This window comes from Streptomyces sp. V2I9, assembly GCF_030817475.1.
Taxonomy (GTDB): Bacteria; Actinomycetota; Actinomycetes; order Streptomycetales; family Streptomycetaceae; genus Streptomyces.
Genome location: NZ_JAUSZJ010000002.1, coordinates 3,502,993 through 3,516,523, shown reverse-complemented (window position 1 = coordinate 3,516,523; position 13,531 = coordinate 3,502,993). Strand labels below are relative to the sequence as shown.

Annotated in this window: 14 protein-coding genes and 1 pseudogene; 7 read left to right on the top strand and 8 right to left on the bottom strand. The window is 73.4% G+C overall.

Annotated features, from left to right (window positions below; all coding sequences use genetic code 11):
• Positions 1-46 precede the first annotated feature (46 nt).
• Positions 47-466, top strand: coding sequence for a hypothetical protein (locus QFZ71_RS15445; RefSeq protein WP_307668802.1), 420 nt, complete (start codon positions 47-49; stop codon positions 464-466).
• Between the two features lie 84 nt (positions 467-550).
• Here QFZ71_RS15445 and QFZ71_RS15440 read toward each other — a convergent pair whose 3' ends face one another.
• From QFZ71_RS15440 to QFZ71_RS15430, 3 genes are all read right to left on the bottom strand, one after another.
• On the bottom strand, positions 551-1,015 hold the full coding sequence (locus tag QFZ71_RS15440; RefSeq protein ID WP_307671466.1) for a hypothetical protein: 465 nt from the start codon (positions 1,013-1,015) through the stop codon (positions 551-553).
• Positions 1,016-1,186: 171 nt separating this feature from the next.
• Positions 1,187-1,960: a polysaccharide deacetylase family protein gene (locus QFZ71_RS15435; RefSeq protein ID WP_307668801.1), complete on the bottom strand. Its 774-nt coding sequence runs from the start codon at positions 1,958-1,960 to the stop codon at positions 1,187-1,189.
• A 280-nt stretch (positions 1,961-2,240) separates the two neighbouring features.
• Positions 2,241-2,453: a DUF4287 domain-containing protein gene (locus QFZ71_RS15430; protein WP_307668800.1), complete on the bottom strand. Its 213-nt coding sequence runs from the start codon at positions 2,451-2,453 to the stop codon at positions 2,241-2,243.
• Between the two features lie 187 nt (positions 2,454-2,640).
• Between QFZ71_RS15430 and QFZ71_RS15425 the strand changes: the two genes are divergently transcribed.
• The 3 genes and pseudogenes from QFZ71_RS15425 (at position 2,641) to QFZ71_RS15415 (ending at position 5,708) form a co-directional block, all read left to right on the top strand.
• The gene (locus QFZ71_RS15425; protein WP_307668799.1) at positions 2,641-3,306 is read left to right on the top strand and encodes a hypothetical protein; all 666 of its coding nucleotides are present in this window, start codon (positions 2,641-2,643) and stop codon (positions 3,304-3,306) included.
• Positions 3,288-4,229: pseudogene (locus tag QFZ71_RS15420) on the top strand (nucleotidyl transferase AbiEii/AbiGii toxin family protein); the annotation flags it as partial. The gene QFZ71_RS15425 and the pseudogene QFZ71_RS15420, both read left to right, overlap by 19 nt.
• A gap of 315 nt (positions 4,230-4,544) precedes the next feature.
• The gene (locus tag QFZ71_RS15415; protein WP_373465198.1) at positions 4,545-5,708 is read left to right on the top strand and encodes an NADH:flavin oxidoreductase; all 1,164 of its coding nucleotides are present in this window, start codon (positions 4,545-4,547) and stop codon (positions 5,706-5,708) included.
• A gap of 32 nt (positions 5,709-5,740) precedes the next feature.
• Here the strand turns inward: QFZ71_RS15415 and QFZ71_RS15410 are convergent, their stop codons facing one another.
• The 4 genes from QFZ71_RS15410 to QFZ71_RS15395 form a co-directional block, all read right to left on the bottom strand.
• The gene (locus tag QFZ71_RS15410; RefSeq protein WP_307668798.1) at positions 5,741-6,889 is read right to left on the bottom strand and encodes a D-alanyl-D-alanine carboxypeptidase family protein; all 1,149 of its coding nucleotides are present in this window, start codon (positions 6,887-6,889) and stop codon (positions 5,741-5,743) included.
• Between the two features lie 158 nt (positions 6,890-7,047).
• Complete coding sequence (locus QFZ71_RS15405; RefSeq protein ID WP_307668797.1) at positions 7,048-8,388, bottom strand: HAMP domain-containing sensor histidine kinase; 1,341 nt, start codon at positions 8,386-8,388, stop codon at positions 7,048-7,050.
• 16 nt (positions 8,389-8,404) lie between these two features.
• Positions 8,405-9,202, bottom strand: a complete 798-nt coding sequence (cseB, locus tag QFZ71_RS15400) for a two-component system response regulator CseB (protein ID WP_307668796.1) — start codon at positions 9,200-9,202, stop codon at positions 8,405-8,407.
• 30 nt (positions 9,203-9,232) lie between these two features.
• Positions 9,233-10,126 (bottom strand): endonuclease/exonuclease/phosphatase family protein, encoded by an 894-nt coding sequence (locus tag QFZ71_RS15395; protein ID WP_307671464.1) that lies wholly within the window; start codon positions 10,124-10,126, stop codon positions 9,233-9,235.
• Positions 10,127-10,505: 379 nt separating this feature from the next.
• On the opposite strand from QFZ71_RS15395, the gene QFZ71_RS15390 reads away from it, so the two are divergent.
• A complete protein-coding gene (locus QFZ71_RS15390) occupies positions 10,506-11,489 on the top strand; it encodes a TerC family protein (RefSeq protein ID WP_307668795.1) in 984 nt (327 codons plus the stop codon).
• 103 nt (positions 11,490-11,592) lie between these two features.
• Entirely contained in the window at positions 11,593-11,799 is a 207-nt protein-coding gene (locus tag QFZ71_RS30465) for a hypothetical protein (protein WP_373465119.1), read from the top strand.
• Positions 11,800-11,891: 92 nt separating this feature from the next.
• Here QFZ71_RS30465 and QFZ71_RS15385 read toward each other — a convergent pair whose 3' ends face one another.
• Positions 11,892-12,485 (bottom strand): GNAT family N-acetyltransferase, encoded by a 594-nt coding sequence (locus QFZ71_RS15385; protein ID WP_307668794.1) that lies wholly within the window; start codon positions 12,483-12,485, stop codon positions 11,892-11,894.
• Between the two features lie 184 nt (positions 12,486-12,669).
• On the opposite strand from QFZ71_RS15385, the gene QFZ71_RS15380 reads away from it, so the two are divergent.
• Positions 12,670-13,470, top strand: a complete 801-nt coding sequence (locus QFZ71_RS15380) for a VOC family protein (protein WP_307668793.1) — start codon at positions 12,670-12,672, stop codon at positions 13,468-13,470.
• The last annotated feature ends 61 nt before the right edge of the window (positions 13,471-13,531 follow it).

Below are 13,531 nucleotides of genomic sequence, written 5' to 3'. Positions count from 1 at the left end.
TACCGGCTCAGCGGCCGGCCTGTCCAGCGCCCGTAGGATCCGGAGCATGGACGATGACAGTCTGATCACCGCACGCGTTCGGACGGAGCTCGTACCGGTGATACTGGCGCTCGCCAATCCGCCCTGGCAGCGCGACGTGTGGCTCGATCCGTCCACGTTCGAGAACCTGGACCATGTCTTCCACGTCCTCTACGACGACTTCTGCGAAGCCGATCACCCGGAGCGGTACCTCGGCATCGGCCTGCGTACCGAGGAAGAGGTCGCGCTGATGCGGCAGCTCGGTGTGGCGCTCGACGCCGTCGAGGCAGAGGTCCCGGACGAGACCGACGCGGAGTATCTGCGCGCCCCCGGTTGGCCGCAGGTCGTGTCCGCCGCCGGCCGGCTCGCCCGGGTCATGGTCGGCCATGACCTCCGCGAGCTCCTCGAACTGCACGAGGCCCGAGTCGAGCGCGATACGGCCCCGTAGGGCCGGGTTCCGGACGTGCGCGGCCGGGCGGCGCGCGGGTCCTGGAGGGGGCCGAACCGGCCGGGACGCCCTCTTCGGCCCCGGTCAGCCGTACTGCGCGACGCTGTAGGCGTACAGACCGACCAGCCCCATGACGCAGACGAGGATCACCCAGGAGCTGAGCCCGGTGTGCCGTCCCCGGCCTCTCCGGTCCGGGCGGCCCTTGCGCCCCTTCTGCTTCCGGGGCTTCCGGGGCTTGCTGGACGTGCGGGGCCGCTCGCTCCGGCCCGGCGCTTCGCCGCCCGGTGCGGCAGTCAGCGCGTCGGCCGCCGTCTCGGCCAGCAGCCGCCTGCACGTCGCGGCGAGCACGTCCGTACCGGCGGAGAGGGACACCACGGCCTCCGAGCGCGCGGGAGCGGTGGTGCCGCCGTCCAGGATGCGGCCCGCGCGGACGAGGATCTCGCCCCTGCCGCCGGAGGGGGCGAGGCTGATCCAGCGGCGTACGTGCTCCCCCCGGATGACCACGCCTCCGGACCGCTCCCGGTACACGGTGTGCTCCCGCCACAGCACCCCGGCCAACTCCTGAGCGGTGTCTCTCAGTTGTGCGCCCACCAGCCAACCCCCGCCTCGCCGCGAATCGAACAAGCATCGCACTCTACTGGCGGGGAACCCCGGTGCGGGACCGGGGCCAGGGGAACGCGGGCTGCTGGGGCCGCCCCGTCGGTTTCTCGGTGCGCCCGCTCAGCGCACCGGGAACCCGAACGCGTACCCCTGCTCCTTCAGCCAGGGCAGGACCTCGCGCAGCGCGGTCAGGGTCTGGGAGCGCTCGCCGCCCGCGTCGTGGAAGAGGACGGTCGGACCGTTGGCGATCTCGCGCTTGACGGTGGCGACCATGGCGTCCGCGCCGGGGTGTTCGAAGTCCTTGGTGTCGACGTTCCAGCCCAGCGGGCGCATCCCGTGCGAGGCGGCGAGCTGACGGCTGTACGGGGTGAACGCGCCGCCCGGAGCCCGGTAGTACTGCGACCGGACACCGCCGGACGCCTTCATGATCATGCGTTCCGCGTCGAGGATCTGCTGGGACTGGTACGCCTCGGACTTGGTGTCCATGGTGGTGTCGTGCGAGACGGTGTGGTTGCACAGCCGGTGGCCGTCGGCCACGACCTTCTTGACCAGGTCCGGGTACGCCTCGGCCTGCGTGCCCACCATGCAGAAGGTGGCCTTCACGCCCTCGTCCTTCAGCAGCCGCAGCACCTGCGGCGTCCAGACCGGGTCCGGTCCGTCGTCGATGGTGATGTTGACGCCCCGCGGACCGCTCTCCGAGGCGTGCGCGATGTCCGCCGCCACCTTCTCCACGGGCCGTTCCCCGCCGGCCGGGGCGGAGGCTCCGGCCTGCGGCCGTCCCCCGGTGGTGTCGGCCTGGGCGGTCCACATCGAGGCGGCGGCGGCCAGCGCCGTGACGCCGATCGCCGCAGCGAACATCTTGCTGTGCCAGGCCCGTCCCTTGTGCTTCGCCATGTCCGCCCGCCCCTTGTGCTGTCTCCGCCGATGCCGTGCACCCCTCCAGACACGCGGAGAGCCGCCGGGGATCCCTCGGTTACCGATCGCGGACATTCCTGCAGGGAATCGGCGACAAACGCCGCCCTCCCACACCGCCCGGAGCGGCCCGGCGGGCAGCCCGGCTGCGGGCGCCGGGCCAACGCCATCCGGGACAACGGGAGTCAGGGCAAAGGAAGTCAGGGCAAAGGAAGTCGGGGCAAAGGGAGTCGGGCAGCGGGGCGGGGAGAGCGGAAGCCGGTCAGCGGGTCCTGTCCTCGGCGAGGGTGTGGGCGACCAGCGCGTTGGCGTGTCCGTGGCCCAGACCGTGGGCGGACTTGAGCCAGGCGACCAGGTCCATGTGCTTGCTCAGCTCGGAGGCCCGTACGAGGTCCTTCCACTCGGAGACCGGGCGGCCGTACTTCTTCTCGATCGAGGGGAAGTAGCTCGCGGGGCCCTTCACTGCGTCGGTCATGGCGTGTCCCGTCTGTGGTGTGCCGGAAGGTGATCGCGGGGGCGTGGTGTGCGCCCGAACCGCCGGGTGTGCGACGTGCGGTACTGCCGTGATGTGCGGTACGGCTCTACCGGAGAGTGTTCCTGGTGGATCTGACAATCGGGCCCCGGAGCACCGGAGGCCGGGCCCCCGCACGGTGTTTCCGCAGATGCGCGTGCCCGTCCGGTGCGGGCTGCGGCATGCTGTCCCGGTGTACGAGAGCCATCTGACCGTGTTGTGCGACGGCGGGGAACTGCGCAGGCTGGAGCGCTGGGCCGCCCGCAGGCCCGACGTGAAGTTCACCCACATCGCGCTGGCGCGGGGCCGTACCGTCTCCCAGCCGATGCTGACGCTGCGCGGGAGCCGCCCGTCGTTCGAGGACGAGCTCGCCGCCGCCCGCGAGGCCGGGGCCGCCCTGGCCCGCGCCGGGTTCGCCGTGGCGCGCGTGAAGGTCGAGTGCGCGCCCCTGGCGGCGGAGGTGCCGCGCGACGACGCCGACGTGCCGGACGACCGGCACCCGTACGGGGCACGGCACTTCGAGCACCATGTGAAGCTGCTGCTCGACCCGGCGGACGGCCGGCAATCCGCCCTCGTCGCCGTGGCCGAACGGCACGGGGCACACGTCTCGTGGAACGCGCGCCGGGTGCGGGCGGACGGCCGGGAGGAACGCTTCGTCACTCAGCGCTGCCACCGTACGGGCGACCGCGGCGCGGCACTGATGCTCGACGCGCTCCTCGCGGAGCTGACGGCATACCACGTGGTCGACGTGGAGCGGGAGTACGTGCTCCTGGACAGTGGTCCGGAGCTGGACGAAGGATGGCTGGAGACCGCATGAGCACCGAACAGCGCCCGCCGTTCCCCCCGGTGCCTCCGGCGGCCGGTCCCGTGCCCCCCGGTGCGGGCCGGGACGTACGGCGCCGCTTCCTGGACGCCGTGCCCCCGACGATGCTGCGGGTGCTGGACGACGAAGCCGTCCAGCGCACCGTCTTCGATCCGGCGCTCAAGCAGTTCCCGAACGCCTATCGCGCCTCCGACCCGGTCTTCCCCTCGCCCTCGGCCACGCGGGCCTGGCAGAGCGCGCGGGGCGCGGCGCTCCGCGCCGTACGGGACGGGGTGGCCGCGTCCCCCTGGGCCGAGGCGCTGGTGATGCGCGGGAGCGTGCTGATGGCCCTGTGGTTCGGCGAGCAGGCGCGCGAACCCGGCGACCTGGACTTCGTGGTCGTCCCCGCCTCGTGGCGGATGGACGAGGAGCGCACCTCGGCGCTGCTGGCCGGGGTCGCGGAGGCGGCCGAGGCGCAGGCTGCGCACGGCGGCGACGGGGTGCGCGTCCACGCCGCCGGGGCCGTGTGCGAGGACATCTGGACGTACGAACGGGTGCCGGGCCGCCGCATGATGCTGCCCTGGGAGGCCCCCGGAACGCCGGGCGGCTGGGTGCAGTCGGACTTCGTGTTCGGTGAGGAGCTGCCCGAACCGCCCGAGCGGATCGTCCTGCCGTCCGGCGGGGTCCTGTACGGGGCCACCCCGGTGCTGTCCCTGGCCTGGAAGGTGATGTGGCTGATCAACGACGCGTACGCGCAGGGCAAGGACCTCTACGACGCGGTCCTGCTCGCGGAGCGGCACCCGCTCCCCTCCGCCCTGCTCCAGGAGGTGTTCCGGCTGAGCGGGGAGTGGCCGGAGACCGGGCGGGACCGGGTGGTGGGCGAGGATCTGGACGCGGCACTGGGCCATGTCGAGTGGCACCACTTCGTCGGGGAGTACCCGCGGTTCGACGGCCGGGAAGCGGAGTTCGCCGGACGGCTGCGAACGGCGCTGGCCCCCACGTTCGCCGGTCCGTCCGAGCGGTGGAACCGGCGCGCCGGTGCGGGGGAAGGGCCGGCGCACGGTCGCCCCGGCGGAGCCCCAGGACAGCGGAGGCAGCCTCCATTTTTTGCCTTTCCTTTGCCCGGATCAGGGTCGCCGCCGGGATGGACGCGCGCTCCCGCCGTGTTGGGGCCGGGTGGACACCCCGGCTACGGACAGGACAGCGACGTGACAGACACGACCACCGAACACACGGCCACGGCGGACACGGGCATCCCGGCGGGCGCGGTCACGGCGGGCGGGGCGGACTCCGCGAGCCGGGTGGAGCCGGTCGCCGCGCGCACCGCGGACGCCCTCTCCCGCCCGTTCTCGGTCCGGGGCCTCACCACCCGGAACCGGATCGCGATGGCCCCCATGACCCGGCAGTTCTCCCCGGACGGCGTCCCCGGCCAGGACGTGGCGGACTACTACACCCGGCGGGCCGCCGCCGACGTCGGGCTGATCATCACCGAGGGCACCTACGTCGACCACGACGCGGCGGGGACCAGCGACCGGGTCCCGCGCTTCCACGGCGAGGCGGCCCTCGCGGGCTGGGCGAACGTGGCGGACTCCGTGCACCGGGCGGGCGGCGCGATCATTCCGCAGCTGTGGCACGTGGGCGTCACCCGCGCCGAAGGCGCCGGGCCGGTCCCGGAGGCCGAGCCGGTGGGCCCCTCCGGTGTGGCGTTGAACGGTGAGCCCAAGGGCCGCGCCATGACGCAGAAGGACCTCGACGACGTCATCGCCGCCTTCGCCGACGCGGCGGCGGCCGCCGAGCGCCTCGGCTTCGACGGCGCCGAACTGCACGGAGCGCACGGCTACTTGATCGACCAGTTCCTCTGGTCCGGCACCAACCGGCGTACCGACGCCTACGGCGGCGACCTGGTCGCCCGCACCCGCTTCGCGGCCGAGATCGTGGCGGCGTGCCGCGCCGCCGTGTCCGACGCCTTCCCCCTCTTCTTCCGGATGTCCCAGTGGAAGTCCGACGCGTACGACGCGAAGCTCGCGAAGAGCCCGCAGGAGCTGGACGCGCTGATCACGCCCCTGGCCGAGGCCGGCGTGGACGTCTTCCACGCGTCCACCCGCCGTTACTGGCTGCCCGAGTTCGAGGGCTCCGACCTGAACCTGGCCGGCTGGGTCAGGAAGATCAGCGGCAGGCCGACCCTCACCGTCGGCTCGGTCGGGCTGGACGGCGACTTCTTCGGGGCCTTCCAGGGCGTCGACGCGAACGTCACCGGCATCGAACAGCTGCTGGACCGGATGGAGCGGGACGAGTTCGACATGGTCGCGGTCGGGCGGGCGCTGATCGCCGACCCCGCGTGGGCGGCGAAGACCCTGCACGGGCGCACCGGCGAGATCACCCCGTTCACCGCGGAGATGCTGAAGACGCTGCGCTGACCGGCCCCGGCGGCTTGTCGGCTCGCGCTCCGTCATGCCCTGTTCGCCGCTCCCGGCAGCTCCGCCCGGATCGCGGCGATCAGGGCGCGGCCGGCCTCGTGCGCGGCGGCACTGCCTTCGGCCGGGGTGGTGCCGGCGCGCTGGTGCAGCACCACCCCGAGGATCAGCCGGGAGGTTCCGGCGATCTTCTGCGTGGTGGCCCAGACGAGGTTGCCGCCCGCCGGGGTGGAGGAGCCGGTCTTCAGGCCGATGACGCCGTCGTGGCCGAGCAGCCTGTTCGTGTTCCGGAAGGTGGCCCCGGTGCCCGGCGCCGTGACGGAGGCGGTCGCCACGATCTGCCGGAAGACCGGGTCCGCCATCGCCGCGCGGGCCAGCCGCAGTTGGTCCTCCGCCGTGCTCCTCGTGCTCGTCTCCATGCCGCTCACCCCGGTGTACGTGGTGGCGCGCATGCCGAGGCCGGCGGCGGCCCGGTTCATCTTCACGACGAAAGCCTTCTCGTCTCCGGCATCCCAACGGGCCAGCAGCCGGGCGATGTTGTTCCCGGACGGCACCATCATCAGTTCCAGCAGCCGCCGCTGGGTGTACGTCCGGCCGGCGAGCACGGGGGCGGTCGTCTCGACGGAGGAGTACGACTCGTCGGCCGCCCGCTGGTCGGCGACCACGGTCGCGCCGGGGGCGTCTGCCCGCATCGGGTGGTCCCGGAGGATCACGTAGGCCGTCATGATCTTGGTGATGCTGGCGATCGGGACCGGCTTCCGCTCGCCCCGTGTGCCGAGACTGCCGATCCCCTCGACCGTCACGCTCGCCTGGCCCTCGCGCGGCCAGGGCAGGTGCAGCGACCGGGCGAGTGGTGCCACCGCCTCTCCCGGCCGGTCGGCCACCGACCCGGCCGGGGCCCCGCCGCCTCCGACCGCGTACCACCCGCCCGTACCCGCCACGAGCGCCGCGACGGCGGCCAGCGGGACGAGGACCGAGCGGCGGAAGCGGCCTCCACCGGGGGCGGGAGAGGCCGCGGGGACAGGGAGCGGCGTGGGCTCGGGCGACGTCGTGGGCTCGGGCGAGGCCGCGGGCGTGAGACCGGGTTCGGGGCCGGGGCCGGGCGTGGGCGTGAGAGCGGCTTCGAGTTCCGGGCCGGGGCCGGGCGTGGGCGAGGTCGCGGGCAGGGGCGTACGGTCGGGCATGGCTCCTCCAGGTGGTGCGTGCGGTGTGCCGTCACCACTGCCACCTTCGAAGAAGCGTTCTTCCGGTCCCGTGCGATGCCGTTTCCGCCCCCGCGTGAGTGCGTTTCGGTTCCGTATCGGCCCGTCGGACCGGCGGGCGGACCAGGCCCGTCGGGCCCTCAGGCCGCCGGCGGGGCGAGGTCGAGGACGGCGAGCGCCCCTCCGTCCGCGGCGTTCGTGAAGGTCAGCCGGGCCCCGAGCACCTCGGCCTGGCCTCGGGCGACCGTCAGGCCGAGGCCGTGCCCCCGGCCGCGTTCGCTCGCGCCGGTGCGGAAGCGCTGCGGGCCGTGCTCCAGCAGCTCCGCCGGGAAGCCCGGCCCGTGGTCGCGTACCGCGATCCGCGTCCCGGCCACCGTCACCTCGACGGGGGCCGCGCCGTGCCGGTGGGCGTTGGCGACGAGGTTGACCACGATCCGCTCCACCCGGCGCGGATCGGTCTCCACGACCCCGGCGGGCTCCCCGGCGCGGCCGGCTTCCACCGCCCCGGCGGACCCCATGCCCCCGGCGTTCTCCGCCGGCTCGACGGCGAGGACGCGGGTGTCCGTGCCCGTGCGCCGCACCACGTCCGCGACCAGCTCGCCCAGCGGCACCGGGTCCAGCCGGGCCCGCTCGACGCCCGCGTCGAGACGGGAGATCTCCAGCAGGTCCTCGACCAGCGCGTTCAGAGCCCGCAGCCGGTCCCGTACCAGCGCCGCCGCCTCGTCGTCCTCGGGCAGCAGCCCGGCGGCAGTGACCAGGCCCATGAGGGGGGTGCGCAGTTCGTGGGCGACGTCGGCGGTGAAGCGGCGCTCGTTCTCCAACTTGTGCTGGAGGGCGGTGGCCATGTCATCGACGGCCGCCGACATCTCGGTGATCTCGTCGCGGGCGCGCCCGGCGGGGCCGATCCGGGCGTCCAGGTCGCCGTCGGCGATGCGGCGGGCGGTACGCGCCCCGTGGCGCAACCGCCGGTTGATCGGTTCCGTGGCGAGGGCCGCGAGCGGGACCACGACCAGGAGGGCGGCGAGGACGGACTTCACGATGCTGCGGTCCAGCAGCTGGAGGCCGCGGACCTCGGAGCTCATGTCGTCCCGGACGACGAGGTACCGGTCGTCGCCGACGTCCGCGGCCCCCCACATCCAGTACCAGTTGGGCGGATCGACGTCGTACCAGGTGGCGTACGCTCCCTCGCCCGCGGGCCCGTCCACGTCCCCGGCCGGCCGGGCGGGGAGGTCGCGGGCCAGGGGGCCGGGCAGCTCGGCCCTCGTCCGTACGTCGATGTCGGCCGGGGCCTTCCCGGTACGCGCGAACTCCCGCTCGGCGGCGATCAGCCGGGTCAGCGTCCGGTCGGTGCCGACGCGCAGACCGCGTTCGCGGGTCGCGTCGTGCACCAGGAAGCCGACCACGGCGGCGACCGCGCAGCACGCGGCGGCGGCGAGTGCGGCGATCTTCCAGCGCAGGGCACGGGGGTTGAGGAAGTCCACGGGACCGGCCGGCCGCTCAGCCGCGGACGAGCTTGTAGCCGAAGCCGCGGACGGTCTCGATCCGCCCGCCGCCGATCTTCTTGCGCAGCCGGAGCACGCACAGGTCCACGACGCGGGTGTCGCCCTCCCAGCCGTAGTCCCACACCTCGCGCAGCAGCCGGCGGCGGTCGAGCACCGTTCCGGGCGCTGCGGCGAACTCCAGCAGCAGCCGCAGTTCGGTGGGGGTCAGCGCCACGGCCTCCCCGGCCCGGCGGACCTCCATGCCGAGGGTGTCGACGGTCAGGTCGCCGAAGGTCAGCACATGGCCGCGGGCCGCGTCGGCCGACCGGAACCCGCTCGCCCCACCTGTCCGGGGCCCGGTCGTACCGGTTGCCGGCACCGGGCCCTCCCGGTCGGGGCGGAAGGTGGCACGGCGCAGCAGGGCGCGGATGCGGGCGACCATGACGGCGGTGTCGACGGGTTTGACCACGTAGTCGTCCGCCCCCGCCTCCAGCCCCGCGACCACGTCGAGGGCGTCGCCCCGCGCGGACATCATCAGGACCGGTACGGAGCTCTCCTCGCGGATGCGGGTGCAGAGCCCGATGCCGTCCAGCTGGGGCAGCATCACGTCGAGGATCAGCAGATCGTGCGCGCCCGCGCGGAAGGCGTCCAGGCCGTCGAGCCCGTCGGCGGCGACGTCCACCTGGTAGCCGTACCGTTCCAGGGCGAGCTGGACGGCGCGGCGGATGGTGGCGTCGTCCTCGACCACGAGCACGCTGACGGGGGCCGGGCCCCGGGCTTCGGACACGCTGCCTACCTGGGCGTTCGAGGTCATCGGTCGGTCGCTCGCATCGTAGTCGGAGGGCTACCGGCTCAGCGTCGCCGCGACCGGGAGGTGGTCGCTGCCGGTGGCGGGCAGGGTCCAGGCGGCGCGCGGGGTCATCCCCCGCACCAGGACGTCGTCGATGCGGACCATCGGGAACACCGCGGGCCAGGTGAAGCCGAGGCCGTCGCCCGCCTCCCGCTGCGCGGAACGCAGCCGCGAGGTCACCGGGGCGAGCGCGTCGTCCTGATACGTACCGTTGAAGTCGCCCAGCACCACGAGCCGGGGCGCGGCATCCAGCCGGAGCGCGGCGGCCAGTGCGCGGGCCGCCTCGTTGCGGCGGCCCGTCGTGAAGCCGGCCGCCGAGACCCGTACCGACGCCAGATGGGCCGCGTACACGGCGACGGGCCCGGACGGGGCCCGGACGGTGGCGCGCATCGCGCGGGTCCAGGGCATGATCGGCACCGCCTTCACGTCCGCCAGCGGGTGCCTGCTCCAGAGGCCGACCCCGCCGATCACCGCGTGGTGCGGGTAGGAGGCGGCCAGTTCGCGGGAGTAGACGGCGGCCGACGCGTCGGACAGTTCCTCCAGCGCCAGCACGTCCGCGTCCGCCCCGGCGAGCGCCCGCGCGGTACCGGCGGGGTCGGCGTTCGCCTCGTCCACGTTGTGGCTGACCACCGTCAGATCGCCGCCGCCCGCGCGCTTGTCGGTGAGCGCGCCGCCGAAGAGCGTGACCCACACGACGGCGGGGGCGAGCACCGCCACGGCGACGGCGCGGGACCGGCGTACGGCGGCGAGCCCGAGCAGGACCGGCACGGCGAGCCCCGTCCAGGGCAGCAGCGTCTGGACGAGGCTGCCCGCGTTGACGCCCGCGTTCGGAATGCACCCGTGCAGCGCCATCGGCGCGGCGCAGCACACGGCCGCGGCGGCGAGCAGGCGGTCAGCGCGGCGTACCCCCCGACGCCGCCCCGCCGGGGGCGCGGGTGGCGGCCCGTCCTCCGCGGCCTCGTCCTCCGCGGCCTCGTCCTCGTCACGGGCCTCCGGGCCCTTCCGGATGGTCAGCACGGCACGCGTCTCCCAACGTCCGACGTCACGTACACCGGGGCGGGGTACGCCCCCAGCGTCGGTGAGCCGTGCTTCCGGCCGGTCAGGGCGGTGATTCGAGGACCGCGCGGCTCTGTATCGGCCGCGTATCGGCGGGGGTACGCGGTCGGGGCCGGGACTCCGCACCGCCCGGCGGCCTCCGGCGAGCGGCGGCGGGGCGGGAGGGTCACACTCGGAGGAACCCGAGTGGCCCGAGTGGGAGGACTGCCGCGTGGACGTACCGGTGTGGCTCTGGATCGTGTTCGCCGCGACCGTCGTCGTCTCCCTGACGGTCGACCTCCTGGCCCATCGCACGGCGCATGTCATCGGCTTCAAGGAGGCCGGCCTGTGGAGCGCGCTGTGGGTGGGTCTGGCGCTGGTCTTCGGCGGGGTCGTCTTCCTGACCCTCGGGACGACCGCCGGAACCGAGTACACGACCGCCTGGCTGCTGGAGAAGAGCCTGTCGGTCGACAACCTCTTCGTCTTCGCGCTGATCTTCGCCTATTTCAAGGTCCCCCGCGCATATCAGCACCGGGTGCTTTTCTTCGGCGTCATCGGAGCCCTGGTGTTCCGGGCGGTGTTCCTGACGCTCGGTGTCGCGGTGGTGAACCGCTTCACGTTCGTGCTGTTCCTCTTCGCCGCGGTCCTTTTCTACAGCAGTTACAAGATCCTCAGCGGCCAGGAGGAGAATTTCGACCCCGGCAGAAGCTTCGCGGTGCGGTTGCTGCGGAAGGTGATGCCGGTCCAGGACCACTATTCCGGTACGCACTTCGTGGTCCGCGAGGAGGGGCGCCGGGTCGCCACGCCGCTGCTCGCGGTGGTCGCCGCGATCGAGGCGGCCGACCTCATCTTCGCCGTCGACAGCGTGCCGGCGGTGCTCGCGGTCAGCGACGACCTGTTCATCGTCTACACCAGCAACGCCTTCGCCATCCTGGGGCTTCGGGCCCTGTACTTCCTGCTGGCGGGGCTGCTGGACCGGTTCCACTACCTGAGCCACGGCCTGGCGGTCATCCTCGCCTTCATCGCGGTCAAGCTGCTCCTCCAGGCCGCCCACAAGATGATCAGCACCTCGATCCCGGAGATTCCGTCCCCGGTGAGCCTCGCGGTGATCGTCGTCGTCCTGGCCGTGTCGGTGACCCTGAGCATGCGCCGCCCGCCGGACACGAAGGACGGCTCGGGCACCGGTACGGACGGCGGCGCCGGTACCGAGAAGTAAGCCGTCGGGAAGTCGAGAAGTAAGCCGTCGGGGAGTGAAGCAAGGCATCGGCAATGCACGGCCAAAGGTTTCCAGAACCACCCGCCCGGCCTATCGTGGGTAAATGGCCAGCAAAGAGCGTGAGACCCGACAGCGGGCCGCTTTCATGTGCCCGACCTGCAAACAGCCCGTCCCCTCCGAGATCCACCGCCACAAATCCCTCGGGATCTTCGTCCCCGTATGGCGCGCAGGGCCCTGCGCGAATCCCGACTGCGCGGATCACGCCGCCGAGGAGCGGCCCGCCCGGCAGCACGGGGCGACCCGGAGGTAGCCCGGCAACCCGGCGAACGGCCCGGCCCAGCCCGGCGAACGGCCGGCCCGGTCCGCCGCGACCCGGCCCCGTCACGGACCTCTCGGCCCGCCTCAGCCCGCCGCAAGGCGGGCGGTGAGCCGGGCCCGCGCCTCGGGCCACTCGTCGGCCAGCAGCGAGAAGCAGACGGAGTCCCGCCAGGTTCCGTCCGGCCGGCGCCGATGCCGCCGCAGCACCCCTTCGCGCCGCGCTCCGAGGCGGGCGATGGCCGCCTGCGACCGCTCGTTGAGGTGGTCGGTCTTCAGCTGGACGCGCCCCATGTGCAGCTCCTCGAAGGCGTACGTCAGCAGCAGGAGCTTCGTCTCGGTGTTCACGGGCGTGCGCCAGTGGGCCCGGCCGTACCAGGTCCAGCCGATCTCCAGCCGCTCGTCCGCCACCACCACGTCCATGAAGGCCGTCCACCCCACGGCCCGCCCGCTCCCGCGGTGGACCACGGCGAACGGCACATACGCCGGATCGCCGAGCACCTCGTCCATCCGCTCGCGCAGCTCCTCGCGGGTCCGCGGCGCGGGCCCGCCCTGCCAGCGCCACACCTCCTCGTCACCCCCACCCGCCGCGAAGAGATCGTCGAGGTGGGCGGCGGTCAGCGGGACGAGTTCGACGTACTGCCCGGTCAGGGTCACGGGCCGGGGCGGAAGCGCGATCATGGAGCCGATCCTAGCCTCCCTCGCCTCTTTCGCACTAGCGTGTACAGGTTATGCACTAGTACATAAAGGGGTCATCGTCGTCCGGGCGCGCGGGGCGGCCGGACGACGCCTAGCGTTGTCCGTACGGGCCGGTGGCCCGTACGGGCGGGGCCGAGGACAGGGATCGCAGGGAAGGACCGGCGCGATGGCTGTACAACCCGAGGGCACCCCGTGCTGGGCGGACGCCATGTTCGTCGACATGGAGGGCGCCAAGAGCTTCTACGGAGACGTGCTCGGCTGGACGTTCGGCGAGAGCACGTCGGAGTTCGGCAACTACACGCAGGCGTACGCGGACGGCAGAGCGGCGGCGGCCGTCGTTCCGCCGATGCCGGGCGCGGAGGGCGCCTCCGCGTGGTGCCTCTACTTCGCCTCGCCGGACGCCGCCGCGACCGCGGAGAAGGTCCGGGAGAGCGGCGGCGAGGTACTGATGGAGCCGATGCGGGTCGGCGACTTCGGCACGATGGCACTGGCCCGCGACCCCGGCGGAGCCGTCTTCGGCATCTGGCAGGCGGGCAGCCACGAGGGGTTCGAGACGGAGATGGGCGCGCCCGGCGGCTACTGCTGGGGCCAGGTCTTCACCCGGCGCCCGGAGCAGGTGGACGCGTTCTATCCGGCCGTCTTCCCGTACACGGTGCGGAAGTTCGACGACGAGTCGATGGACTTCGCCATGTTCGACGTGGCGGGGCAGACCGTGCTCGGCCGGATGGCGATGGGCGAGGACTTCCCCCCGGAGGTTCCCTCGTACCTGAACGTGTACTTCGCCGTGCCGGACTGCGACGCGGCCGCGGCGAAGGCGACCGAGCGCGGCGGGACGCTGCAGTACGGGCCGATGGACAGCCCGTTCGGCCGGTTCGCGGCGATCAGCGACCCGCAGGGCGCCTCGTTCGCCGTGATCGACGTGACCACCACCGTGGGCGCGATGCCCGCGACGAGCCCGGTGCCCTGACCGGTCCGGCCGCGAGCCCGGAGGGCCGGGGCCGGCGTCCCTGAGGGCGGGCCGCGACCGG